The organism is Pseudomonas sp. AC112, assembly GCF_979253545.1.
This window is the reverse complement of record NZ_CEEDCM010000001.1, coordinates 4,126,192-4,148,509: the sequence shown is the minus strand read 5'-3', so window position 1 is coordinate 4,148,509 and position 22,318 is coordinate 4,126,192. Positions and strand designations below refer to the sequence as shown.

The 22,318-nt window shown below is 60.7% G+C and carries 20 protein-coding genes; all 20 read right to left on the bottom strand.

Features of this window, described 5'->3' with window-relative positions:
- Positions 1-78 precede the first annotated feature (78 nt).
- The 20 genes from AC0IYN_RS19190 to AC0IYN_RS19095 all read right to left on the bottom strand — a co-directional run bounded on the left by AC0IYN_RS19190 (position 79) and on the right by AC0IYN_RS19095 (position 22,314).
- Positions 79-1,419: a flagellar hook-length control protein FliK gene (locus tag AC0IYN_RS19190; RefSeq protein WP_406599629.1), complete on the bottom strand. Its 1,341-nt coding sequence runs from the start codon at positions 1,417-1,419 to the stop codon at positions 79-81.
- 849 nt (positions 1,420-2,268) lie between these two features.
- A complete protein-coding gene (locus AC0IYN_RS19185; RefSeq protein WP_178954099.1) occupies positions 2,269-2,616 on the bottom strand; it encodes an Hpt domain-containing protein in 348 nt (115 codons plus the stop codon).
- A 30-nt stretch (positions 2,617-2,646) separates the two neighbouring features.
- On the bottom strand, positions 2,647-4,365 hold the full coding sequence (locus AC0IYN_RS19180) for an ATP-binding SpoIIE family protein phosphatase (RefSeq protein WP_406599535.1): 1,719 nt from the start codon (positions 4,363-4,365) through the stop codon (positions 2,647-2,649).
- A complete protein-coding gene (locus tag AC0IYN_RS19175) occupies positions 4,362-4,667 on the bottom strand; it encodes an STAS domain-containing protein (protein WP_028617324.1) in 306 nt (101 codons plus the stop codon). Before AC0IYN_RS19175 ends, AC0IYN_RS19180 begins: the two co-directional genes overlap by 4 nt.
- A 182-nt stretch (positions 4,668-4,849) precedes the next feature.
- Complete coding sequence (gene fliJ, locus AC0IYN_RS19170; protein ID WP_028617325.1) at positions 4,850-5,299, bottom strand: flagellar export protein FliJ; 450 nt, start codon at positions 5,297-5,299, stop codon at positions 4,850-4,852.
- 3 nt (positions 5,300-5,302) lie between these two features.
- Complete coding sequence (gene fliI / locus AC0IYN_RS19165) at positions 5,303-6,661, bottom strand: flagellar protein export ATPase FliI (protein ID WP_078049619.1); 1,359 nt, start codon at positions 6,659-6,661, stop codon at positions 5,303-5,305.
- Complete coding sequence (gene fliH / locus AC0IYN_RS19160) at positions 6,651-7,415, bottom strand: flagellar assembly protein FliH (protein WP_406599534.1); 765 nt, start codon at positions 7,413-7,415, stop codon at positions 6,651-6,653. Before fliH ends, fliI begins: the two co-directional genes overlap by 11 nt.
- Positions 7,416-7,425: 10 nt before the next feature.
- Complete coding sequence (gene fliG, locus AC0IYN_RS19155; RefSeq protein WP_010208743.1) at positions 7,426-8,445, bottom strand: flagellar motor switch protein FliG; 1,020 nt, start codon at positions 8,443-8,445, stop codon at positions 7,426-7,428.
- The gene (gene fliF, locus AC0IYN_RS19150) at positions 8,438-10,216 is read right to left on the bottom strand and encodes a flagellar basal-body MS-ring/collar protein FliF (RefSeq protein ID WP_406599533.1); all 1,779 of its coding nucleotides are present in this window, start codon (positions 10,214-10,216) and stop codon (positions 8,438-8,440) included. The genes fliG and fliF overlap by 8 nt, the downstream gene beginning before the upstream one ends.
- A gap of 16 nt (positions 10,217-10,232) precedes the next feature.
- A complete protein-coding gene (fliE, locus tag AC0IYN_RS19145) occupies positions 10,233-10,562 on the bottom strand; it encodes a flagellar hook-basal body complex protein FliE (protein ID WP_015885194.1) in 330 nt (109 codons plus the stop codon).
- A gap of 132 nt (positions 10,563-10,694) precedes the next feature.
- Positions 10,695-12,071: a sigma-54-dependent transcriptional regulator gene (locus AC0IYN_RS19140; protein ID WP_406599532.1), complete on the bottom strand. Its 1,377-nt coding sequence runs from the start codon at positions 12,069-12,071 to the stop codon at positions 10,695-10,697.
- A 7-nt stretch (positions 12,072-12,078) separates the two neighbouring features.
- Positions 12,079-13,290, bottom strand: a complete 1,212-nt coding sequence (locus AC0IYN_RS19135; RefSeq protein ID WP_078050981.1) for a sensor histidine kinase — start codon at positions 13,288-13,290, stop codon at positions 12,079-12,081.
- 110 nt (positions 13,291-13,400) lie between these two features.
- A complete protein-coding gene (locus AC0IYN_RS19130; RefSeq protein ID WP_033900748.1) occupies positions 13,401-14,876 on the bottom strand; it encodes a sigma-54 dependent transcriptional regulator in 1,476 nt (491 codons plus the stop codon).
- Between the two features lie 170 nt (positions 14,877-15,046).
- Positions 15,047-15,343: a flagellar protein FliT gene (fliT, locus tag AC0IYN_RS19125; RefSeq protein WP_406599531.1), complete on the bottom strand. Its 297-nt coding sequence runs from the start codon at positions 15,341-15,343 to the stop codon at positions 15,047-15,049.
- Between the two features lie 25 nt (positions 15,344-15,368).
- A complete protein-coding gene (gene fliS, locus AC0IYN_RS19120) occupies positions 15,369-15,773 on the bottom strand; it encodes a flagellar export chaperone FliS (protein WP_406599530.1) in 405 nt (134 codons plus the stop codon).
- 140 nt (positions 15,774-15,913) lie between these two features.
- On the bottom strand, positions 15,914-17,320 hold the full coding sequence (fliD, locus tag AC0IYN_RS19115; RefSeq protein WP_471842537.1) for a flagellar filament capping protein FliD: 1,407 nt from the start codon (positions 17,318-17,320) through the stop codon (positions 15,914-15,916).
- An 81-nt stretch (positions 17,321-17,401) separates the two neighbouring features.
- On the bottom strand, positions 17,402-17,752 hold the full coding sequence (locus tag AC0IYN_RS19110; protein WP_078049626.1) for a flagellar protein FlaG: 351 nt from the start codon (positions 17,750-17,752) through the stop codon (positions 17,402-17,404).
- A gap of 74 nt (positions 17,753-17,826) precedes the next feature.
- Positions 17,827-19,242 carry a flagellin N-terminal helical domain-containing protein gene (locus AC0IYN_RS19105; RefSeq protein ID WP_406599527.1) on the bottom strand — a complete coding sequence of 472 codons (1,416 nt, stop codon included), beginning with the start codon at positions 19,240-19,242 and terminating at the stop codon, positions 17,827-17,829.
- A 265-nt stretch (positions 19,243-19,507) separates the two neighbouring features.
- Entirely contained in the window at positions 19,508-20,437 is a 930-nt protein-coding gene (locus AC0IYN_RS19100; protein ID WP_406599526.1) for a ketoacyl-ACP synthase III, read from the bottom strand.
- A gap of 275 nt (positions 20,438-20,712) precedes the next feature.
- Positions 20,713-22,314 carry a flagellar hook-associated protein 3 gene (locus AC0IYN_RS19095; protein ID WP_406599525.1) on the bottom strand — a complete coding sequence of 534 codons (1,602 nt, stop codon included), beginning with the start codon at positions 22,312-22,314 and terminating at the stop codon, positions 20,713-20,715.
- Positions 22,315-22,318 lie beyond the last annotated feature (4 nt).

Here is a 22,318-nt window from a genome sequence, read left to right as displayed (position 1 = left end):
CAGCGATAGAAGTGCTGACTGATCCACCGCATTCGCGAGCAAGCCCCCTCCCACATCCGGGCCTGTGCAAGGCTTGAATCAGGCGTAGTAGTCGACGGCGCTGGAGCCGATCACGGTTGAGGTTACGGGCGCCACGGCTTCAGCCACATCAATATGATTGCCACTGTCGCCGTTATCACCGCCGCGCCCGCCGCTGCCGCTCACGCCACGGGTCTGGGCCTGTTGTTGCTGCTGTTCCTGGCCACGGGACTGGTCAGAGACGTTGACGTCCACCTGGCCCATGCCTTGCTGGGCGAACATCTCCCGCAGGCGGCCGGACTGACTTTCCAACGCTTCACGCACCACCGGGTGGGCGCTCATGAAATTGACCTGGGCCTGCTGGTCGGCGGTCATGTTGACCTTGATATCCAGGCGACCGAGTTCAGCCGGCTGCAACTGGATCTCCGCCGACTTGAGGTTGGCGCTGGACAGGTACATCACACGGTTGACGATTTCGTCGGTCCAGCCGCTCTGGTGCATGGCCAACGGCGCATTGGTTACCGGCGGCAAGGCGTTGGCGGTTTTCGGCGTGGCGGCCTGGGTCAATGCAGCCAGGCGGTTGGCGAAGTCGTCGACACGGGTGTCGCTGCTGGCGTTCTTCAGGTCCTTGAGGCCGTCCTCGATCAACCCGCCGAAGGCCTTGTCACCGCCCGTGTCGGTGCTGTCCTTGGTGGCTTGCTGGTCGACCATATTGGCCAGGCCGGCGGTAAAGTTCTGTGCGGCGGTGGGTTGATCCTGAGTTGGCGCCGGGGCGGTTTTGGCCTGGGCCTGACTACTGGCCGAGACGTGACCGCCCTGCTCCATCGCCAGGCGCACGGCTGGCATGGCGTCCAACGGGTCGGCTTCCGGATCAAAGACAGGCTTGGCTTCCTCGGTGGCCGCGACGGGTGCCGCGACTACCGGCTGGGTCTTGTCATCCTTGGCTGTGGTGACAGGCGCCGGGGTTTCCACCGGTACTGGCACGGCGACTGGAGTAACGGTGGCAATCAGGGCCGGATCGACCACCGGGTCAGCTGGAGGCTGCTGTACCAAGGTCGGGTCGGTTGACGCTTCGTCATCCTTGCTGGCGCTGTCGTCGGTCTTGTCCGGTGGGGTGGCAGGCAAGGGTTTGCCGCTATCGGCAACGGCTGGCGTGCTGGCGGCAGGTTTGTCGCTGCTTGCCGCTGGCTTGGCACTGGCGTCGGAAGACTTGCCGGCGGTGGGCTTGGGCGAATTGTCGTCGGCCTTGGCCGTGGGTTTGGAAGCCTGGTTGGCGAACACTTGAGCGAAGCCAGGGCCCTTGTCCCGTGGGTCCGCAGCCACTGCCGGTGGGTTGGCGGCGGGCGCTTGAGGCTTGGCCGCGGGGGCAGCCTGAAGGAGCGAATTAGGGGCGACTGGCATAGGTAAAGGTCTCCACTGCATGGGGATCGGGGATGCAGTACAGGGAGGTAGAGCAAGAGTCGGGCCAGGTTTCGGGTTGTGGTGTGTATATCCGTTATTTGGGTAACGGCGGGTATTGGTTCCGCCCTTACGGCGGGTCACTTTGGAAAAGAGCCCCAAAGTAACCAAAGGGCTCTTGCCCCAACACTCGGCACCTCGCCTAGGCTCGGTGTGCCCGTAATCCGCCAGGTATTTGGGGGGCCGCCGCCACGCGCCATCCATGGCGCGGGGCGGCTAAACCGGCATCCCTGCCGGTTTACCCCCCAAATCCCTGTCGAATTCCGGCCAGCGTGTTTAACGGGGCGCCTAAGATCAAAATCAAAAGCAAAAGCACAGCGGCCTGACAGCCGGCTTGAGTGGTGTAGAGCAAAGGCAGAAGCAAACGCGGTCGTGTAGGAGCCGGCTTGCCGGCGATAGTCTTTAACGATCATGGGGGACATCTGGATAAACGCGGCGATCTCACGTTTTTCGCCGGCAAGCCGGCTCCTACAGGGACCGCGTATCCACGATGCGGAGCGAGTCGCTCTTGATCTTGATCTTGATCTCAGGCGCCCCGTCAAACACGCTGGCCGAACGCAGGCTTGAATCCGTGGGTAACCCGGCAGGACGCCGGGTTAGCCGCGCTGGGCCAAGGATGGCCCATCGCGGCGGCCCACGGATTCAAACCGGAGTGAGGGCATGCCGAGCCTAGGCGAGGCACCGAGTGTTGGGGCGAGGACCTTTTGGTTACTTTTGGGTCCTTCCAAAAGTGACCCGCTGTAAGAGCGGAACCATAAGCCGCCGTTACCTAAATAACGGATATGTACTCAGTCAAATCTGAAACCGCTGCCGCTCCGTCTCATACAACGGCTTCACCAACGCAAACTCCCGATCAATCTGATCCACCAACTCCCCCAGATCCCCAACCACAGGCCCAACGGACTCAACCTCCAGCCGCTGACACAACTGCGCCAACCGTACCGCCCCGAGGTTCCCACTGCTCCCCTTGAAGCTATGCGCAATGCGCCCCAACGCCTTCGCATCATCCCTGGCCTTGCGCAACGCTTCGACGCGCTTCTGGGAATCATCGAGAAAGGTATCAAGCAACTTGGGATACTCGCCTTCCATGACTTCCTGCAGACCCGACAGCACCTCCGGGTCCAGATGTAGATCAACCACTTGCTCGCTCCTTGATCAAGAATCGGCGGATTATGCCAGAGCCTCCCAGCAAAACTCCACGCAGACACTACGCCCGCCATCCGACCAGCCTACATCGCTGCTCAACTGACGCACCAGGCTCAAACCCCGGCCAGACAGACGGTCAATGTCCAGCGGCCGCGCCAGCACCTGTTCCACGTCAAAACCAGGCCCGCTGTCCTCGACGCGCAGGGTCATGCGGCCGCCCGCCGCGGTCGGCACCACTTGCACATGCACGCGTATATAGCCGCTGTTGAGCTGCGCCAGGCGGTCATTGCGCTGGCGGTAATACTCGGCAAACCCCTGGGCATCGCGCTTGAGCCGCGAATCCAGGCCCAACACCCCGTGCTCCAGGGCATTGGAATACAACTCGGCCATCACGCTGTAGAGCGCCCCGCTTTGCTCCCGCAGGCCATGGATCTCCAGCAACAATTGCAGCAGGTACGGCAATGGGTTGTAACGCTTCAAGGTCTCTGCGCGGAACTCGAAACTCACCGACCAGTCCAGCGGGCACGACTGGCCGCTGTCAGCATACAACGGCCCGCTGGCACGCAGTTGCTGGCCGGCTTGCAGGGTGATCTCCACCATGCTCACGTCATCTCGCGCCTCACCCCGAAACGCCGCCAAGGCCTGTTCAATGTCTTCAAACAGACGATCAGGCTCACGGTTGGCAGCGAATACCTGCTGCAAGCGTTCGGCGCCGAACAGCTGATCATTGGCATCGGCGGTATCCAACACACCATCGGACAGCAGGAACACCCGGTCACCCAACGCCATCGGCCAGACTTCGGTGCGATCATCAAATGCTTCGGCCGACAACACCCCCAACGGCAAATGCCGCGACGCCAGCGGTGTACGCTTGCCGCTGGCGACTTCATGCACATAGCCTTCGGGCATGCCGCCGTTCCACACTTCCACCACGCGCCGCTGCGTGCTCAGGCACAACAGGGTGGCGCAGCAGAACATGTCCACCGGCAGGATGCGCTTGAGCTTGGCGTTCATCTCGCGCAGGGTTTGTGCCAGTCCGTAGCCCTTGGCGGTCATGCCGTAGAACACTTCCGCCAGGGGCATGGCGCCCACCGCCGCCGGCAAGCCATGGCCGGTGAAGTCACCGAGCAGCACGTGCATATCGCCGGACGGCGTGTAGGCGGCCAGCAGCAGGTCGCCGTTGAACAACGCATAGGGCGATTGCAGGTAACGAATGTTCGGTGCGGCATTGATGCAACCGGAATGCGCGACCTTATCGAATACCGCCTTGGCCACCCGCTGTTCATGCAGAAGGTAGTCATGATGCTTGGCGATCAGGTCGCGCTGCTGCAAGACCGTAGCCTGCAACCGCCGCAGGCGGTCCATGGCGTTGATCTTAGCGGCGAGAATAAGCTGGTTGTAGGGCTTGGGTAAAAAGTCATCGCCGCCAGCATCCAGGCACCGCGCCAGCGCTTCGCTCTCGCGCAGGGAGGTGAGGAAGATCAGCGGCACCAGCTCTTCACCTGCCAGTTGCTTGATCCGGCGCGCCGCCTCGAAGCCGTCCATCACCGGCATCAGTGCGTCCATCAACACCAGTTGCGGGCGCTCGCGGGTAAACACCTCGACCGCTTCGGCACCATTGGTGGCCGTGAGCACTTGGTGCCCTTGGCGCCGTACGATGGTCGACAGCAACAGCAGGTCGGCGGCGCTGTCTTCGGCGATCAGGATCGTCAGCGGCTCAAGGACCGGGGCCAGGGCGCTCAACTGATGTCGAACAGTTTGTCGAAGTTGGAGATGGCGAGGATCTTGCGCACATCGGAGTTGCTGTTGATCACCTGCACTTCGGCATTATCGCCACCGGCATGGTCACGCAACAGCAGGAGCATACCCAGGGCGGAGCTGTCCATGTAGGTGGCTTCCTTCAAGTCGACGACGTACAACTCAGGCACTTTATAGAAACGCTCGTAAGCATCACGAAACGCTTGATGGCTGCCGAAATCAAACCGGCCCTTGACCGCGATCATCAACTTCTTCCCATCCAGGGATACTTCTGACTCGACTGACATGCGACTGCTTCCTTGTCATTGGCAATGACACAAGGTTTAGCAGGCGAACCCGATCTGAGCAACACCACACATCAACTGTAGGAGCCGGCTTGCCGGCGATGGCGGTGTATCAGGCACAATTGAGCCCATTGATAGGCCGCTATCGCCGGCAAGCCGGCTCCTACAATACACGGCGGTGGTGGTTAGAACTGGGACTGGCGTGGGAGGCGCTGGGACAGTTCGTCGAGCAGCTTTTGCTCGCGCTTGTCTTCAAGCGCGCGTGCTTCGTCGATATAACGCTGCACCAATTTGCGCAAACCTTCGACCCGGGCAAACGCCGCTTGCCAGCTCTCGCGGGCTTTATCGAGGTTGTTCTGGTGCCACGCCAGGCTCTGGCGCTGCTGGCCGACGGCGGTTTCCAACTGATTGAGAAAGCCCTGGTAGCCCATCAGCCACTGGCCCGATACGCCTTTGCTGCCGCGCTCGATCCACTGCTGCTGGTACTCGCCCCGGAAACGCTCCAGGTCGCCCAGTTTGCTTTCGGCCAAGCGCACCTGCCCCTGGAAATAACCCAGGCGCTGCACGGCGGTTTTCTCGGCCTTTTCGGCCATGTCCACCACCGGAGCCAGGCGTGCGGCGCGGCTGTTGGCCATGGCTTAGCCGCCCGGCGCGGGGGCGAAGATCGTCTGCAGGTGCGCTTCGCTCTCGCCCATGCTGATCTTGTCGTTGAGGCCCTGGCGCAGGTAGGTCACCAACTGCGGTTGCAGGGCGATGGCCAGGTCGGTGTCGCGATCACCGCCGGCCACGTAGGCGCCAACGCTGATCAAGTCGCGGCTCTGTTGGTAGCGTGACCACAGTTGTTTGAAATGCTGGGCGCGGGCCATGTGTTCCGGCGTAACCACCGCCGGCATCACCCGGCTGATGGACGCTTCGATGTCGATGGCCGGGTAGTGCCCTTCTTCAGCCAGGCGCCGCGACAGTACGATGTGGCCGTCGAGCACGCCCCGCGCCGAGTCGGCAATCGGGTCCTGCTGGTCATCGCCTTCGGACAATACGGTGTAGAACGCGGTAATCGAGCCACCACCGGCTTCGGCGTTACCGGCGCGCTCCACCAGTTTGGGCAGCTTGGCGAACACCGACGGCGGATACCCCTTGGTGGCCGGCGGTTCACCGATGGCCAGGGCGATTTCCCGCTGGGCCTGGGCGAAACGCGTGAGCGAGTCCATCAGCAACAGCACGTTCTTGCCTTTGTCGCGGAAATATTCGGCGATGCGCGTGCAGTACATCGCCGCACGCAAACGCATCAGCGGTGCATCGTCCGCCGGGGATGCAACCACCACCGAGCGCTTGAGGCCCTCTTCGCCGAGGCTGTGCTCGATGAATTCCTTCACCTCGCGACCCCGCTCGCCGATCAGCCCCACCACGATGATGTCGGCCTCGGTAAAGCGGGTCATCATGCCCAGCAACACCGACTTACCCACGCCAGTACCGGCGAACAGGCCCAGACGCTGGCCGCGGCCGACCGTCAATAATCCGTTGATACTGCGAATGCCCACGTCCAGCGGCACGCTGATCGGGTTACGGTTGAGCGGGTTGATGGTAGGGCCATCCATCGGCACCCAGTCCTCGGCCTTCATGCCGCCCTTGCCATCCAGCGCGCGACCGGCGCCGTCGAGCACGCGGCCAAGCATGCTCATGCCCATTGGCAGGCGACCGGTGTCAGCCAAGGGCACCACACGGGCGCCGGGGGCAATGCCCGCCAGGCTGCCCACGGGCATCAGGAAGATCTTGCTGCCGGAGAAGCCCATCACTTCGGCTTCGACCTGCACCGGGTGGTAGCTGTCGTCGTTGATCACCATGCAGCGGCTGCCCATGGCGGCACGCAGGCCTTCGGCTTCGAGGGTCAGGCCAACCATGCGCAGCAAGCGCCCTTCGAGGATCGGCTGGCCAGGCAACTCGGCGGCCTCGGCATAACCGCTCAAGCGCTTGGCGAAGCTGGTGCGATCAAGGCGCATCAGGGGCGTCCAGGTCCACGCTAAGGTCGGGCTCGGCCGGGTTCAACACCTGCTCATGGGCTTGATCCAGCAACTTGGCCATGATCTGGCTGATGCGGGTTTCGACCGTGGCATCGATGCGGCTGTGTTCGGTTTCGACGCGGCAACCACCGGGCTGCAACGCGGCGTCCTCGACGATGCGCCAGGTCTCTTCGTGGCGCTCGCGCAGGGCTTTGACCTGCTCGAAATCCTGCGGGTTGATGTACAGCCGCACATTGCCGACACCCAGTGGCAGCAGTTTGAGGGCTTCGCGCATGACGCTTTCGATATGGCTGGAGTCCAGCACCAGCTCGCGCTGGATCACCTGCCGGGCGATGTGCTGCACCAGGTCGACCATGGCTTTTTCGATCTGTGAATCCTGTTCGGCGATCGGGTCGAACAACACCCCCATCAAGCGTTCCAGGCTGGCGAGCTTGACGCTCAGCGCCTCCTCCGCTTCCTGGCGCACCTTGAGGGTGGTGCTGCGAAAACCGTCTTTTTCACCCGCCGCGAAGCCCTCGTTGTAGGCCTCCTGGCGGATGGCTTCCAACTCTTCCAGGGTCAGGGGCTGGACTTCATCCAGCGGCACTTCTTCCATTTCCGCCGGAGGCTCTTCAACCGGTTCCGGCTCAGGCTCGGGCAAATGCGGATCGAAGCTGGGCAACGACCAGATGTCGAACCCACCGACGTCCCGCGCGCGAATCAGATCGCTGGGCGCCTCATCTTTGTTCGACATGAAAGGCGCCTTAGATCATTTCTTCGCCGCCCTTCCCGCCGAGAACGATTTCTCCGGCTTCGGCCATACGGCGGGCAATGGTGAGGATTTCTTTCTGCGCGGTTTCCACGTCGCTGACGCGCACCGGGCCTTTGGCTTCCAGGTCGTCGCGCAACAGTTCCGAGGCACGCTTGGACATGTTCTTGAAGATCTTCTCTTTGACGTTTTCGTCCGAGCCCTTGAGGGCCAGCACCAGCACGTCCGAGGACACTTCGCGCAGCAATGCCTGGATGCCACGATCGTCGACATCGGAAAGGTTGTTGAACACGAACATGAGGTCTTCGATCTGGCCGGACAGGGTGTCGTCGATCTCGCGGATCGAGTCCATCAACTGGCCTTCGACCGAGCTGTCGAGGAAGTTCATGATGTCGGCCGCGCGCTTGATACCACCCAGGGTGGTGCGCGAGGCGTTCGAGTTGCCGGAGAACTGCTTCTCCAGGATCGTGTTGAGTTCTTTAAGCGCCGCCGGTTGCACGGTGTTCAGCGACGACACGCGCAGGATGATGTCCAGGCGCACTTTATGGTCGAAGTGGCCGAGCACTTCACCGGCCTGGTCCGGGTCGAGGTAGGCCACTACGATCGCCTGGATTTGCGGGTGTTCGTAGCGGATCACGTCGGCAACGGCGCGCGGCTCCATCCATTTGAGGCTGTCGAGGCCGCTGGTGTTGCCACCAAGCAGGATGCGGTCGATCAGGCCGTTGGCCTTGTCTTCGCCCAGGGCCGAGGTGAGCATCTTGCGGATGTAGCTGTCGGAGCCGACACCCAGGCTGGTCTGGTCGCCGACGATCTCGACGAACTCGCTCATCACCTGCTCGACTTGCTCGCGGTGCACATTGCGCATCTGCGCCATGGCCACGCCGACACGCTGAACCTCTTTGGGGCCCATGTGGCGCAGCACTTGGGCGGCGTCGGTTTCACCCAGGGACAGCAGCAGGACTGCGGCTTTGTCGACCTTGGTGAGCTTGGCAACAGCGGCTCGATTATCACTCATCTGCGTTGATCCACTCTTTCACGACCTGGGCCACACGGCCCGGGTCTTCTGCCACCAGACTCTTGATTGCATTCAGCTGAGCGTCATAGCCTTCGCTCGGGCTTGGCAACAGGATACTTTGCGGGCCACCGAGGCTGACGCGGTCGTTGGCCAGTTCGCCGTCCAGGCCGCCCATGCCACCCAACTCGACGTCGCCGCCTGCCAGGGCAAGCTGTTTCTTGCCGTTGCCGGTGATGTTGTTGAGCACCGGGCGCAGCACGCCGAACACCAGTACCAGGATAAACAACACACCCAGTACTTGCTTGACGATGTCCCAGAACCACGGCTGCGAGTAGAACGCCGGCTCGGCGATCACTTCGCCACGCTCGGCGGAGAACGGCATATTGATCACGCTGACACTGTCACCACGGCTCGCGTCGAAACCGACGGCATCCTGCACCAGGCGCGTGAAGCGCGCCAATTCGTCGGCGCTCCAAGGAGCACGGGTGACGGCGCCATCCGCGGCATTGACCTTGACCTGGTCATCCACCACCACCGACACCGACAGGCGATTGACGCGGCCTTGTTGCTGTTTGGTGTGGCTGATGGAACGGTCAAGCTCGAAGTTCTTGGTGGACTGGTTACGCTTGTCCGCCGGGTACGGCGCGAGCATCGGCTGGCCGGTGGCCGGGTCCATGATCTGCTGACCATTGGCGTCCAGCAGCGGCTGGCCAGGTTGCACCGCGCCAGCGCTGGCAGCTGCGCCACCGGTGGTTTGCGGTGCCGAGGCCGGGGCCGGCGGCTGGTTGCTCAGGGCGCCGGGCACACCTTGCGGCGGGCCATTGGCGGCGGTGCGTTGTTCACTGGTGGACTGCTCGCTGCGCAGCGCCGGTTGGTCCGGGTTGAACTGCTCGGAGGTCGACTCGACGGCGCTGAAGTCAACGTCGGCGGACACTTCCGCCTTGTAGCGGTCGTTGCCGAGCACCGGTTGCAGAATGTTGTGCACACGCTGGGTAAGCATGCTTTCGACGCGGCGGCTGTAGTCGAACTGCTTGCCGGCCTGGGTCAACGCAGAGTTTTCCGCCTGGTCGGACAGCAGGTTGCCCTTCTGGTCCACCACGGTGATCTGCGATTTGCTCAGTTCAGGCACGCTGGTGGCGACCAGGTTGACGATCGCCAGCACCTGGCCAGGCTCCAGGGAGCGGCCGGAGAACAGTTCGACCAATACCGAGGCACTTGGCTTGCGCTCGTCGCGCACAAACACCGAGCTTTTCGGAATGGCCAGGTGCACACGGGCACCCTTGACGTTGTTGAGGCTGGAGATGGTGCGCGCCAGTTCGCCTTCCAGGCCACGACGATAGCGGGTGGCTTCCATGAACTGGCTAGTGCCCAGGCCCTGGTCCTTGTCGAGGATCTCAAAACCGATGTTGCTGTCGGACGGGGTCACGCCGGCGGCGGCGAGCTTCATGCGCGCACGGGCCACATCGTCGGCCTTGACCAGCAGCGCCCCGGAGTTGGGCTCCACGGTGTAGGCGATGTCGGCGGCGGCGAGGGTTTCCATGATCTGCTTGGAATCCATGCCCGCCAGGCTGCCATACAGCGGCCGGTAATCGGGTTGCTGCGACCACAGCACCACGGCAAAACCAATCGCCACGCTGGCAGCCAGGCCGACCATCAGGCCCACCTGACGCAACATGGTCATTTCGGAGAGGTTTTCCAGGAACGACAGGCCAAACAGCGGCGGCTTGCCGTCTGCCTTGGCGGGTACGTTGTCCACGACTGCTTCTGCCATGACTTAAATCTCGTCCTTAAACCGGCATCTGCATGATGTCTTGGTAAGCCTGAACCAGCTTGTTACGCACCTGGGTCAACGCCTGGAACGAAACGCTGGCCTTTTGCGAGGCGACCATCACGTCGGTGAGGTCCACGCCGCTTTTGCCGATCTCGAACGCGTTGGCCAACTGGCTGGAAGCTTGCTGGGTGTCACTGACTTTGTTGATGGCCTGGCCGAGCATGTCGGCGAAGCTGCTTTGGCCCAATTCCGGCGCTGGCGCGACGGATTTCGGTTGAGCCATGGCATCCATTTGCATGGAGCGCATATCCAACATCAACCGATTGAACTCAATACCCTGGCTCATGAACTTCTCTCTCCGACAACCCGCATTTTTTTTGACGCTACGCCGCACTTACTAGGGGAGGTAGCAACAAGGGTGCCAGCTCTGGTTTAACTCGTAAGAAAAGGCGACAAACCTTGTCGGCCTCGATACTAATCAGGTGGCGAACAGATACGCCTCGACATCCATCCCCGCGTCACGCATCTGCGCCAGCTTGTAGCGCAAGGTGCGCGGGCTGATGCCCAGGCGCTCGGCGGCCTCTTTGCGACGGCCACGCTCGGCGCGCAGGGTGTCGATGATCATCTGGAATTCGCGGCGACGCAGGTCGTCGCCCAGCGCACCGGCGGTTTCGGTTTCGGCCACCACGGGCGCAGGCGCCAAGGTTGGCAGCGGCGCGGCACCGCTGCCCAGGGCCAGGCAGAAATCCTGGGGCTGGATCAGGCCGCCCTGTTGCAGGATCAGCGCACGCTGGATGGCGTTGTCGAGCTCCCGCACATTACCCGGCCACGGGTAGGCGATCAGGCAGGCCTGGGCCTCAGCCGACAGCCGCGCCTGGGCGTGCTTCATTTTTTTGACGTGGTTATTCAGCAGACGCTCGGCCAACGGAATGATGTCCGCCGGGCGCTCGCGCAACGGGCGCCAGGCCAGGGGGAATACCGACAGACGGTAGAACAGGTCTTCGCGAAAGCGCCCGGCCGCTACTTCGCCCGCCAGGTCGCGGTTGGTGGTGGCGACTACGCGGATATCCAACTGGATCGGCTTCCGTGCGCCGACGCGCTCCACTTCACGCTCCTGCAGCACCCGCAGCAACTTGGCTTGCAGGCCCAGGGGCATTTCCGAAATCTCATCGAGCAGAATGGTGCCGCCGTCAGCCTGCTCGAACTTGCCCGCCTGGGCCGCGATGGCGCCGGTAAAGGAGCCTTTTTCGTGGCCGAACAGCGTGGCTTCGAGCATGTTGTCGGGGATCGCCGCGCAATTGATGGCGATAAACGGCTGCTTGGCGCGGGTCGATTGCTGATGGATGTAACGCGCCAGCACTTCCTTACCGGTGCCGGACTCGCCGGAAATCAACACCGTGGAATCGCTGCGCGCCACGCGGGCCGCCAGCTCCAGCAATTGCGCGCTGGCCGGTTCGAAGGCAATCGGACCCTCGCCGTCAGTGGCCGGGATTACACCCAGGGCGTGCCGAGCAACCAGCTCGATCAAGGCTTTGGGTTCGAAGGGTTTTACCAGGTAATCCGCCGCACCCTGGCGCATGGCATCGACCGCACGCTCGACGGCGCCATGGGCAGTCATCAGCAATACCGGCAACTGCGGCTGACGCGCACGCAGCAGGCCGAGCAACTGGTGCCCGTCCATGCCGGGCATGTTTACATCGCTGACCACCAGGCTGAAGGACTCCTGCTCCACCGCCTCCAAGGCGTCTTCGGCAGAACCGACCGCCCGGTAGTCATGGCCCGCCAACAGCAGCGTGTCAGCCAATGCTTCACGCAGGGCGCGATCGTCTTCCACCAACAGAACCTTGATTGCCATAGCCTTCCTACTCCGCGCTTGCCGCGCATGAAAACAGCGGCAAGGTCATCAATGCACAGGTGCCCCGCCCAACCCGGGAGTGCAATTGCAATTCTCCCTGATGAGCACGCGCCACTGCCTTGACCACGGTCAGGCCCAGGCCGGTGCCGTTGGTCTTGGTGGTGAAAAAAGGTTCGCCCAGACGCTGCAACACGGCGGGCTCGATACCGCTGCCGCTGTCACTGATGCACAGGCGCAGGTTTTGCTCGCGGTTGTACAGGTGCACCTTGAGCCGCGCACCGGGGCCGCTGGCTTGAGTGGCGTTCTCGATCAGGTTGAGCAGCGAGCCGACGAGGGTGTCACGGTTGCACAGCAGTTCACCAAGGTGGCTGTCGCACTGCCAACGCACGTGCACGTCTTGAATATGGGTGGCGGCCGCCGCTTGCAGGGCCTGCATCAACTCGGCCGGCGTGATGCGGTCGGTCAGCGGCAATTCGCCACGGGCAAACACCAGCATGTCGCGCACCTGATGCTCCAACTCGTGCAGACGTTCCTTGAGCCGCCCGGCAAACCGTTGGTGGGTGGCGGCAGGCAACTGTTCGTCAGTCAAATGACTGGCGTAGATCAGCGCCGCCGACAGCGGTGTACGGATCTGATGCGCCAGAGAAGCGACCATGCGCCCCAGCGACGACAGACGCTCGTGACGCGCCAACTGGTCTTGCAAGTGACGGGTTTCAGTCAGGTCATTAAGCAGCACCAACTGGCCCGGCTCCGCGTCCAGGGAACGGGTGGCGATGGACAAGCGGCGGCCGTCCTTGAGGGAGATTTCATGGCCGTCGTCTTCACGCGGCGCAAAGCAGCGGGTGATGACATGGCGCCAAAGCTCACCTTCCAACGGCAGGCCGAGCATGTCGCAGGCCGCCGGGTTGGCTTCGCGCACGCGGCCTTCTTCGTCGATGACGATCACGCCACCGGGCAGTAGCGACAGTAGGTTTTGCAGGCGGTTGGCCAGGCGCTCTTTCTCGGCCAACTCTTCCATGCGCTGGGCACTGACCACGGCCAACTCGCCTTTAAGCTCGGACACACGGGCTTCGAGCAGGCTGTAGGAGTCGGTCAATTGGCTGGACATCTGGTTGAACAGCGAAAAGGCCTGTTCCAGGCCTTGGCGGCTTTGCTGTTCTACAGAGGGAACCAGCCCTGCAATGGCAGGACTGGAAGAATGTTGGGCGGCGTGGGGCATCATGCTCTCTCGCTTGGCTGACCGTCAGTTAAACGGAACGTTGCGAGGGCTGTAGCAATACTTGTGCCGAAAAAAAACCGCTGATAAATCAGCGGCTTGAAAAACAGGCGTCAATCATCTGCCTGTTCATCACCTTCTTTGCGGCTCATACCGTACTTGCGCATCTTCTCCACCAGGGTGGTACGACGGATGCGCAGGCGCTCGGCGGCACGGGCGACGATGCCGTTGGCGTCGTCCAGGGCTTGTTGGATCAGGCCCTGCTCGAGATTACCGAGGTAGTCCTTCAGGTCCAGGCCTTCGGGCGGCAGCATGGCGGTCGAACCGAAGTCCGGGGTATGGCCGTTGATGGCCACCCGCTCTTCCATGTCGCTGCGCAGGCTGTCGACCAGTTGCTCGTCTTCGTCGTCGACGTAGCGGAATTTCTTCGGCAGCTCGACCACGCCGATCACACCGTAGGGGTGCATGATCGCCATGCGCTCCACCAGGTTGGCCAGCTCGCGCACGTTGCCCGGCCAGCCGTGGCGGCACAGGGACATGATCGCGGCGGAGTTGAAGCGGATCGAACCGCGCTTTTCGTGCTCCATGCGCGAGATCAACTCGTTCATCAGCAACGGGATGTCTTCCACGCGCTCACGCAGCGGGGCCATCTCGATCGGGAATACGTTGAGGCGGTAGTACAGGTCTTCGCGGAAGCTGCCGACCTCGATCATGCTCTCGAGGTTCTTGTGGGTCGCCGCGATGATGCGCACGTCGACGCTCTGGGTCTTGTTGCTGCCCACGCGCTCGAACGTACGCTCCTGCAATACGCGCAGCAGCTTGACCTGCATCGGCAGCGGCATGTCGCCGATTTCGTCGAGGAACAACGTACCGCCGTTGGCCAGCTCGAAACGCCCGGCACGGCTGGTGATCGCCCCGGTAAAGGCGCCCTTTTCGTGGCCGAACAACTCGCTTTCGAGCAGCTCTGCAGGGATCGCCCCGCAGTTGACCGGCACGAAAGGCCCGTCGCGGCGCTTGGAGTGATAGTGCAGGTTGCGCGCGACCACTTCCTTGCCAGTGCCGGACTCACCGAGGATCAGCACACTGGCGTCGGTATCGGCCACTTGCTGCATCATCTGGCGCACGTGCTGGATGGCACGACTGGTACCGACAAGGCTGCGGAACAGGTTGGGCTCGCGGTGACGACCGCGCTCGCGGGCCTGGTCATACATCTCGCGATAGACCTGGGCACGGTGCAGGGAATCAAGCAATTTGCTGTAGCTGGGGGGCATTTCCAGGGTGGAAAGCACTCGGCGGCGTTGGTCTTCCGGCAGGTCGACAGAAGAAATATCACCCATTAGCAACACTGGAAGGAACTCATCCCAGGTAGACAGTGTCTTTAACAAGCCCAAAACAGCGCCAGGAGCGTTCACCGTCCCGATCAGCACACAAATGACTTCACGGCTCGATGACAATGAGCTGACCGCCTGCTGCCAGTCATGGCTGCCGCAGGGCAAATTTTCTTCGCCAAGAAAATTCAAAATCACCGCTAAATCGCGGCGGCGGACGCTATCGTCATCAATCAGCAGAATTTTGGTTTCACGCCACATGCAATAGCAACTTCCCTAGTAAAACTTCCTGCCCCGAAGTGAGGGCAATCGAGACGCCTGTAAGACTTTGTACCTTACTAGACGTCTGAAATCTGAAAACAGCACTAGTTAAGTCAAAAATGCTGGCACAGTCAAATATATGACGCGCCGTTCGGACTAACTGAGCCCATTCAGCCGAACAGATGGTAAACCTTTGACGCGTTTTTAGCTTGGTTGATCTGCGACATCTCTTCGAAAATCGCCTGGCGCTCGCCCGTCGTCACCTCAAGCAATTGCTGGTAAACCGCTAGCAGGCTCTCAAGCTTTTCACGCAACGCACCTTCGTCCACCGGCGCTTCGCTGAGCACCTCGTCGATGACGTGACGACAGCCCAGGTCCAGTTCGCCGATGGCGTCCCAGTTGCGGTCCGCCAGCGCGCCGATCAGCGCCTCACGGGTTTCATCAATGCGTTGCAGTGCTTGGCTCATGACGTGCTCCTCAAGGCCGGTGGCCTTATTGTGCGGCGGTCTGTGGCGCGCCGATGGCATCCCAGCCTTCTTTCACGGTGATCAGCAAACGCGCAACTTCGTCGATCATGTCGGCGTCGTTGTGCAAATTGGCTTCCATCAAACGGTTGGTCATGTACACGTACAGGCCTTCCAGTTGCTGAACGTATTCCTTGTTGTCGCTCTTTTCCGCACTCAGGCCGTCACGCAGGCCGATGAGGATATCGGCGGCCTTGCCCAGCATCAGGCCCTTCGCTGCGATGTCGCCACGCGCCAGCGCGCCTTTGGCTTGCGCCATGCGGTCAAGCCCGCCCTCCATCAACATCTGCACCAGGCGGTGCGGGCTGGCTTCGGAGATCTGGGCATGGGAATTGACCTTCTGGTATTGGCGAAGGGCTCTCATGGGATTCATGTTTCTACCTCGTGACAGGCAACAGCGAGAAGGGTTGCAGTAACCATTATGTCGACCCGTTCGCAAAAAACTTTAAGCCGATGGTCCTACAAAGAACAAAGCCCAGGTCAACGGACCCGGGCTTTTTTATCCGCATTCAATCAGCTATCACTGCTTTGCGATTTACTGAGCGCATTGAGCGTGCCGAGGATACTGTTGCTCTGCTGGCGCAACTGCGCCACTAGCGTATCCATGGCCGTGTACTTGCGGGTCAAGGCGTCTTGCATGGTGGTGAGACGCTCATCCAGGGCGGTCTGCTGCTTGTTCAGGTCTTTGAGGCTGTCCGACAAGGATGTGGAACGCGTCGCCAGAATTCCCGTGGTGGCCTTGGCATAGCCATCGGTGGCGGTGGTCAGCCGTGCAAGCAAACCGTTCTTGCCGCTGAAGATACTGTTGATGTCGGCGGCGTTTGTCAGTACGGCCTTGTCCCACTGTTTGGCATCAATGCTCAGCGCGCCAGTGTCCTGGTCGGTAGTGACACCGAACTGGGCCAGGGACTTCAGGCTACCGTTGCCGGACAGTGCGTTGAACTCGTTGCGAATCGCAGCCTGCAAGGTGCGCATGGTCGAGTCGCCGGTCAGGGTGGCCGCCACCGAGTTGCCGGCAGCATCCTTGGTCACCTTGGTCTCGGCGTTCATCGCCTTGAGCAGGGCGTTGTAGGTGTCGACGAAACCCTTGACCCCGGATTTGAGGGCGGTGGTGCTTGTAGTGACCGAAATGGTCAGCGCTGTACGAAGCGGGTTCGGGCTCTGATCATTCGCAGTGACCGTCGGCGACAACGCCAGCAATTTAATGCTCACGCCACTCACCGCATCCGTGATGCTGTTGGTCTTGGATTCCGCGGCAATGCCATCGATGGTGTACTTGGCGTTCTGAGGTGGGTTGACCACCGTGTACCCCGTATCGATCCCGGAGTTGCCCGACATTGTCAGGTCCGAACCGACCCCGCCATTGGTGGAGGTCAGAATAAGACGCGAACCGTTGGAGTCGGTAAGAATGTTGGCACTCAAGCCAGCAGTACCAAATTGAGAGTTGATCGAGTCACGCACCTGTTGCAAGGTCGCGCCGGCCGGCACACTCAGGTCGAAGTTCTTGCCCGACTGGCTGATCGTCAGCGTCGTTGGGGTGGTGCCGCTGTTCACAACGGTCGACTGGCCACCCGTGAAACTCTTGGTCGACAACTTCGAAGGCGTCGCCAACTGGTTGACGATCAGCGCGAAGCTACCGCTCGCCGCACCCTGGTTGGCCGTCATGGTGGCAACCTTCTCGTCCGAAGACGTACCGGTCAAGCCACTGAAGCTGTTGTCGGTGCCCATATTGGCCAGCGCACCACGGAAGGCGTCCAGGGCGGCCTGGATCTTGCCGATCGACGACAGCTGGGTGGTCGCCTTTTGCGACTGCAGATTGATCTGAGCCTGTTTCGGCGCTCGCTCGGCATCCACCAGGGATTTCACAATTGCCTGAGTGTCGAAACCCGACCCCACGCCGGTAATCGTTGTACCCGCCATCATCTTTCTCCTATTCCGGTGGCTGCCGTTATCTTGACGAACGTCGCTTCAAGCGGTGACAGCAACAAATTTCATGCCAGTTCAAGCCTTGTCATCAAACAACACATGACTGGCGCTGGCCAGGTTTTGCGCCAGCTTCAGGGCTGTTTCCGAAGGAATCTGCCGGATCACTTCACCCGTGTCGGTGGCAATGACCTTGACCACGACCCTGTGGGTGGAATCATCAATGGAAAAGTCCAGATTACGCTGGGCCGCTTGTACGAATTCTTTAATATCGGTGACCGCTTTTTCCAGGCTGTCCTTTTGGGACGTGCCCACGGTTGGCGCGGCCGCTTCAACCTTGCTTTTGTCCTTGTCTGCAACCACAGGTGCCACGGTGCCTTGGGGGGCCAGCGGCGGATAAGACAAGTTCAGTTTTACATTCATGTCCATGCCCAATCTCCTCTGATTGGAAAAGACGAAAGGGCACGTAAACGCGCCCTTCCGTCAATCACCACGTGCCGTTATTACTGAAGCAGCTTCAGTACAGCGGATGGCAGCTGGTTAGCCTGCGACAGGATCGCAGTGGAAGCCGACTGCAGGGTTTGCTGCTTGGTCAGTTCAGCGGCTTCGGAAGCGAAGTCGACGTCCTGGATGGTGGAGCGAGCAGCGGTGCTGTTTTTCTGGATGTTGGACAGGTTGTCCACAGTGCTGGTCAGACGGTTCTGTACCGCACCCAGGCCCGAACGGGAGCTGGAGATGGTTGCGATAGCCTGGTCGATCACGGAAACAGCGTTCTGGGCCTTGGTGGCGTCAGTCACGTCAGTTTGCGATACGGAGGTCTTGGCCGAAGCAGCCGAAGTAGCGGCACCGAAGACACCGGTCACACCAGCGCCTTCCAGGGAGTAACCCTTGGCGGAGTCCATGTTCACAGCACCGGTAGCGATGATGCCGTCAGCCAGGGCAGTAGCGGTACCGTAAGCGCCCGAACCGTCTTTGGTGGCAACAGTGATGGTGCCGGCAGCGGTCGAAGCACTGAAGGACAGGTTTTCACCGGTGTCGGATTTAACCGACAGAGTGCCTTTGGCCTCGTCGTAGTTAACGCTGATACCCAGTTTGGCGGAGTTCGACTTCAGCTGGTCAGCCAGGCTGGCAGTGTCTTTTACGCCAACGAATGTGGTGGCTTGGCCGCCAACGGTCATGGTGAACGAAGCTGGAGCGGTAGCAGCACCGGCGCCGACTACGAACTGAGCTTCAGTGCTGGCGGTAGCGCTCAGGCCACCGATGGCGCCGTTCAGCTGGGCGGCGATGGTTTTGGCAGAAGCTGCACCGGCTACGGTAACGCTGGCAGTCTGGCCGTTACCGGTCACTGCGATTGCGCCGCCTACAACACCAGCGCCTGGAGTGATGCCGATGCTCTTGATTTGCTGCGAACCGATGTTGTTGGCAGCAACGTTGTCCAGGGACAGGTTGATGGTTTCGTTAGCGTTGGCGCCAACCTGGATCGACTTGGTACCGTACGAACCGTCCAGCAGCTTCTGGCCACCGAAAGTAGTGGTCTGGGCGATACGGGTCAGTTCCGAAGTCAGGGCCTGGTATTCGTCGTTGTTCGACTTACGGTCGTCAGGGCTCAGGGAGCCGGTTGCCGAGGACAGAGCCAGGGTACGCATTTTTTGCAGAATGTCGGTCGAAGCCTGCATTGCGCCTTCAGCGGTCTGCGCGATGGAGATACCATCGTTGGCGTTCTTTACAGCTTGACCCAGGCCGTTGATCTGGCTGGTCATACGGTTGGCGATACCCAGGCCGGCGGCGTCGTCTTTAGCGCTGTTGATACGCAGGCCGGAAGACAGGCGCTGCATCGATTGGGCCAGGGCGCCGCCAGCTTTGTTCAGGTTGCCCTGAGTAGTGATCGAAGCAATGTTGGTGTTTACTGTTAAAGCCATGACGAAATCCTCGTTGGATGGATACTGCGGCTTCCGGCCCTGGCAACCGCCGGGTGTGGCCTGAGAACCTACGTAATAGTTATCGTCGTGGTAGCCGGTTGCTTGAGGATTTTTTTTGATTTTTTTGCTGGCGTCGTGCCACCCCTTGCAATTCAAGGGTTTACGCGAGCTCCAAAGCCCGATTTCATTGGGTTTTTTGGCGCCAAATAAAAAACGCCGATGATCTTTCGATCATCGGCGTTTTTTTGTGGACGCTATCAAGGCATCAAGGGCGATAGAGAATTGCCGAGCCCCACGACAGGCCCACACCAAAACCGCTGATAGCCACGCGCTTCCAAGTGGCGTCCATCACGTGCTTTTCCAACAGCAAGGGAATGCTCGATGACACGGTGTTGCCGGTCTCGACCATGTCCTTGATGAACTTGTCCACCGGTGCATCTTCAAAACGACGCGCCACGGCGTCGACAATCGCCGCACTGCCCTGGTGGATGCAGAACGCATCGATCTCATCCGCCTTGAGATCCGACTCCTTGAGCAGCTCATGCAAATGCGCCGGCACCTTGAGCAGAGCGAAGTTGAAGACCTGGCGGCCGTTCATGAAGAACACGCCATCACTGACCTTCAGGTGCGGCGCACCGGAACCGTCGGTGCCGAACTTCGACTTGCCCAGCAACCACGGCGCATCCTCACCCATCCAGGTGGCAGTAGCAGCATCGCCGAACAGCATGGTGGTGTTGCGGTCTTCCGGGTCGACGATCTTGGAGTACGGGTCAGCGGTGATCAGCAGGCCGTTTTTCAGGCCCGCGGCTTCCATGAAGCCTTTCATCGCGTAGATACCGTAGACGTAACCGGAACAACCCAGGGAAATATCAAAGGCCGCGACGTGGGTCGGCAGGCCGAGCTTGTCCTGGACGATGGCGGCCGTGTGCGGCAGGCCTTCTTCATCACCGTTCTGGGTGACGACGATCAGCGCATCGATGGACTCGCGCTTCAAATCCGGGTTATTGGCAAACAAAGCGTTGACCGCCTCGACACACAGATCGGAGGTTTCCTGCGCGGCATCCTTGCGCGGCAGGAACGCCGAACCGATCTTGCCAATGATGAATTCTTCATCCTTGGCGAATTTGGCACCCTGGGCGTAGTTATCGATCCCGTCTGCCGGCACGTAACTGGCGATGCTTTTTATGCCAATCATTGTGGCTTCCCAATACTAAATAGCTGGAGAACACCCCTGGGCCACGCCCGGAGTGCTGACAATAAAGGGGATAACCCCATAAAAATCTCGCTGAAAGCCGCCTCGCAAGGACCCTGTGACGACTTATCCTTTTCACACGATACAGTGAAGATGCGCTTTATGACTCACAGGTCACTCAATTTTGTGTGCTTTATGCAAAACCTTCAAACAATTAAATCCCAGAAACGACAACGGCCCGCCCTGTTTCCAGGGCGGGCCGCATGACGTCACGCCATTTACATCTTGTTGAACAGGCTCAACTGCGAGATTTTCACGAAGGCCAGTTGCGAAGCCTGGAGCATGGTCTGCTGCAGCGTCAGGTTAATCGCCGCCTCGCCCATATCGATGTTGGCCAGGTCGCTCATGGTGCTGGTAGTAGCGATGGTGATACTCGAGTTTTCATCGGCCTGGATATCCATCGCGTTCTGCCGTGCCCCGATGGAGCCCCGCACGTTGACGATCTGCGACATTGAGTTGGCCAAATTGGCGATCGAGCTATCCAGGGCATCCTTGAGCTTGACCGTCGCCGCCGGATTGCCGTCGGCCGGCAATTCCAAGGCCTTACGCAACTGGCCGAGGGTATCCAGTGCATTCTGGGTTTTCTGGGTGTTGGCACCGACAGAAAATTGGTCCCCCGCTTGCGGCAGCCCACCACTGATGTCGAACGTCACCCCAGCCGCTGTTACAGTGGTCCCGCCGCCGGTATCACCCGTGGCGATCGCCTTGCTGGCGCTCGAATAAGGCTGCGCGTACACCTCATAGGCAGTCGCGCTGGTGAACTTGATGATTGCGCCATTGTTGCTTGGGAAGGTGCTGGCATAGTCCGCCTGGTTGGACACTCGGGCGCCCGTCAGTTGCACACTCGATGGATTGCTCGGTGTGCGCGAGACACTGAACGTATCCGGCTTGGCTGCCAGGCTGAACGAACGGTCCTTGACCAGCGCATCGGAGTTGGCGCCCGGCGCCACATCCCCAAGGTTCATGGTGATATCGAACTTCACGCCCCGCAGTGCAACGCTGGTGCTGCCTTCCTTGGTGGCGTCAAACGTGCCGTTGCCGGGAATCTCCGAAGTGACATCGTTGCCATTCTTGTCGGAGACTTTGTACTGGGTGCTGCTGGTGAACGTCAGCTTGTAGGGTTCGCCGTCGGCGAACTTGTTTGAGTAGTCGCTGCTGGAAGTCACCAGGCCAGCCGACAGGGCAACCTTGTTGTCATTGACCGTAGGCGGCACGGTCTGAGGGTTCGGCGCCAGCCAGGTGGCCTGGGTGCGCCCAGCATTGGCCGCACCTTCCAGGATAGTCTTGCCCGTATCACCGGCGCTGACGCTCAATGTATTGGAAATCCGCAGGCTCAACGGGGTTTCATCACCCTGATAGCTGTAGGTGCCATCGTTGTTGCGAGCATACGGCGGGGTCTGGGTCTTGGAGCCGGAGAACAGGTAATTGCCTGAAGAGTCCTTGCTGTTGAGCAGGCCCAGGACCTGGTCTTCAATCGCACCGACCTCACTGGCGATCGAACGACGATCAGCGTCACCGATGGCACCACCGGCACGCAGGGCCAACTGAGTGGCGCGCTGCATGGCGTCGCTAATGGCGCCCAGCACACTTTCTTCGTTGGTCAGAGAGTTTTTCAGGCTGGTGATGTTGGTCGTGGATTGCGCCACCATGTCTTTCTGCTGTTGCAGCATCAGCAACCGCGCGGCCGCCACCGGATCATCCGCGGCGGTTTGTACGCGCACACCAGAACTGGCCTGCTCCTGAGCCTTCACCACGCCCGAGTAATTGTCCGAATACTTGGCCGAGCTGGTTTCGAAATACTGCTGTGTAGAAATGCGCATCGTC

What these genes read in the sequence shown, in the direction of transcription:
- AC0IYN_RS19190 (WP_406599629.1), bottom strand. Translation starts at nt 1,419, where the DNA reads ATGCCAGTCGCCCCTAATTCGCTCCTTCAGGCTGCCCCCGCGGCCAAG.
- AC0IYN_RS19175 (WP_028617324.1), bottom strand. Translation starts at nt 4,667, where the DNA reads ATGTCAGTCGAGTCAGAAGTATCCCTGGATGGGAAGAAGTTGATGATC.
- fliJ (WP_028617325.1), bottom strand. Translation starts at nt 5,299, where the DNA reads ATGGCCAACAGCCGCGCCGCACGCCTGGCTCCGGTGGTGGACATGGCC.
- fliI (WP_078049619.1), bottom strand. Translation starts at nt 6,661, where the DNA reads ATGCGCCTTGATCGCACCAGCTTCGCCAAGCGCTTGAGCGGTTATGCC.
- fliH (WP_406599534.1), bottom strand. Translation starts at nt 7,415, where the DNA reads ATGTCGAACAAAGATGAGGCGCCCAGCGATCTGATTCGCGCGCGGGAC.
- fliG (WP_010208743.1), bottom strand. Translation starts at nt 8,445, where the DNA reads ATGAGTGATAATCGAGCCGCTGTTGCCAAGCTCACCAAGGTCGACAAA.
- fliF (WP_406599533.1), bottom strand. Translation starts at nt 10,216, where the DNA reads ATGGCAGAAGCAGTCGTGGACAACGTACCCGCCAAGGCAGACGGCAAG.
- fliE (WP_015885194.1), bottom strand. Translation starts at nt 10,562, where the DNA reads ATGAGCCAGGGTATTGAGTTCAATCGGTTGATGTTGGATATGCGCTCC.
- AC0IYN_RS19140 (WP_406599532.1), bottom strand. Translation starts at nt 12,071, where the DNA reads ATGGCAATCAAGGTTCTGTTGGTGGAAGACGATCGCGCCCTGCGTGAA.
- AC0IYN_RS19135 (WP_078050981.1), bottom strand. Translation starts at nt 13,290, where the DNA reads ATGCCCCACGCCGCCCAACATTCTTCCAGTCCTGCCATTGCAGGGCTG.
- AC0IYN_RS19130 (WP_033900748.1), bottom strand. Translation starts at nt 14,876, where the DNA reads ATGTGGCGTGAAACCAAAATTCTGCTGATTGATGACGATAGCGTCCGC.
- fliT (WP_406599531.1), bottom strand. Translation starts at nt 15,343, where the DNA reads ATGAGCCAAGCACTGCAACGCATTGATGAAACCCGTGAGGCGCTGATC.
- fliS (WP_406599530.1), bottom strand. Translation starts at nt 15,773, where the DNA reads ATGAATCCCATGAGAGCCCTTCGCCAATACCAGAAGGTCAATTCCCAT.
- fliD (WP_471842537.1), bottom strand. Translation starts at nt 17,320, where the DNA reads ATGGCGGGTACAACGATTACCGGCGTGGGGTCGGGTTTCGACACTCAG.
- AC0IYN_RS19110 (WP_078049626.1), bottom strand. Translation starts at nt 17,752, where the DNA reads ATGGACATGAATGTAAAACTGAACTTGTCTTATCCGCCGCTGGCCCCC.
- AC0IYN_RS19105 (WP_406599527.1), bottom strand. Translation starts at nt 19,242, where the DNA reads ATGGCTTTAACAGTAAACACCAACATTGCTTCGATCACTACTCAGGGC.
- AC0IYN_RS19100 (WP_406599526.1), bottom strand. Translation starts at nt 20,437, where the DNA reads ATGATTGGCATAAAAAGCATCGCCAGTTACGTGCCGGCAGACGGGATC.
- AC0IYN_RS19095 (WP_406599525.1), bottom strand. Translation starts at nt 22,314, where the DNA reads ATGCGCATTTCTACACAGCAGTATTTCGAAACCAGCTCGGCCAAGTAT.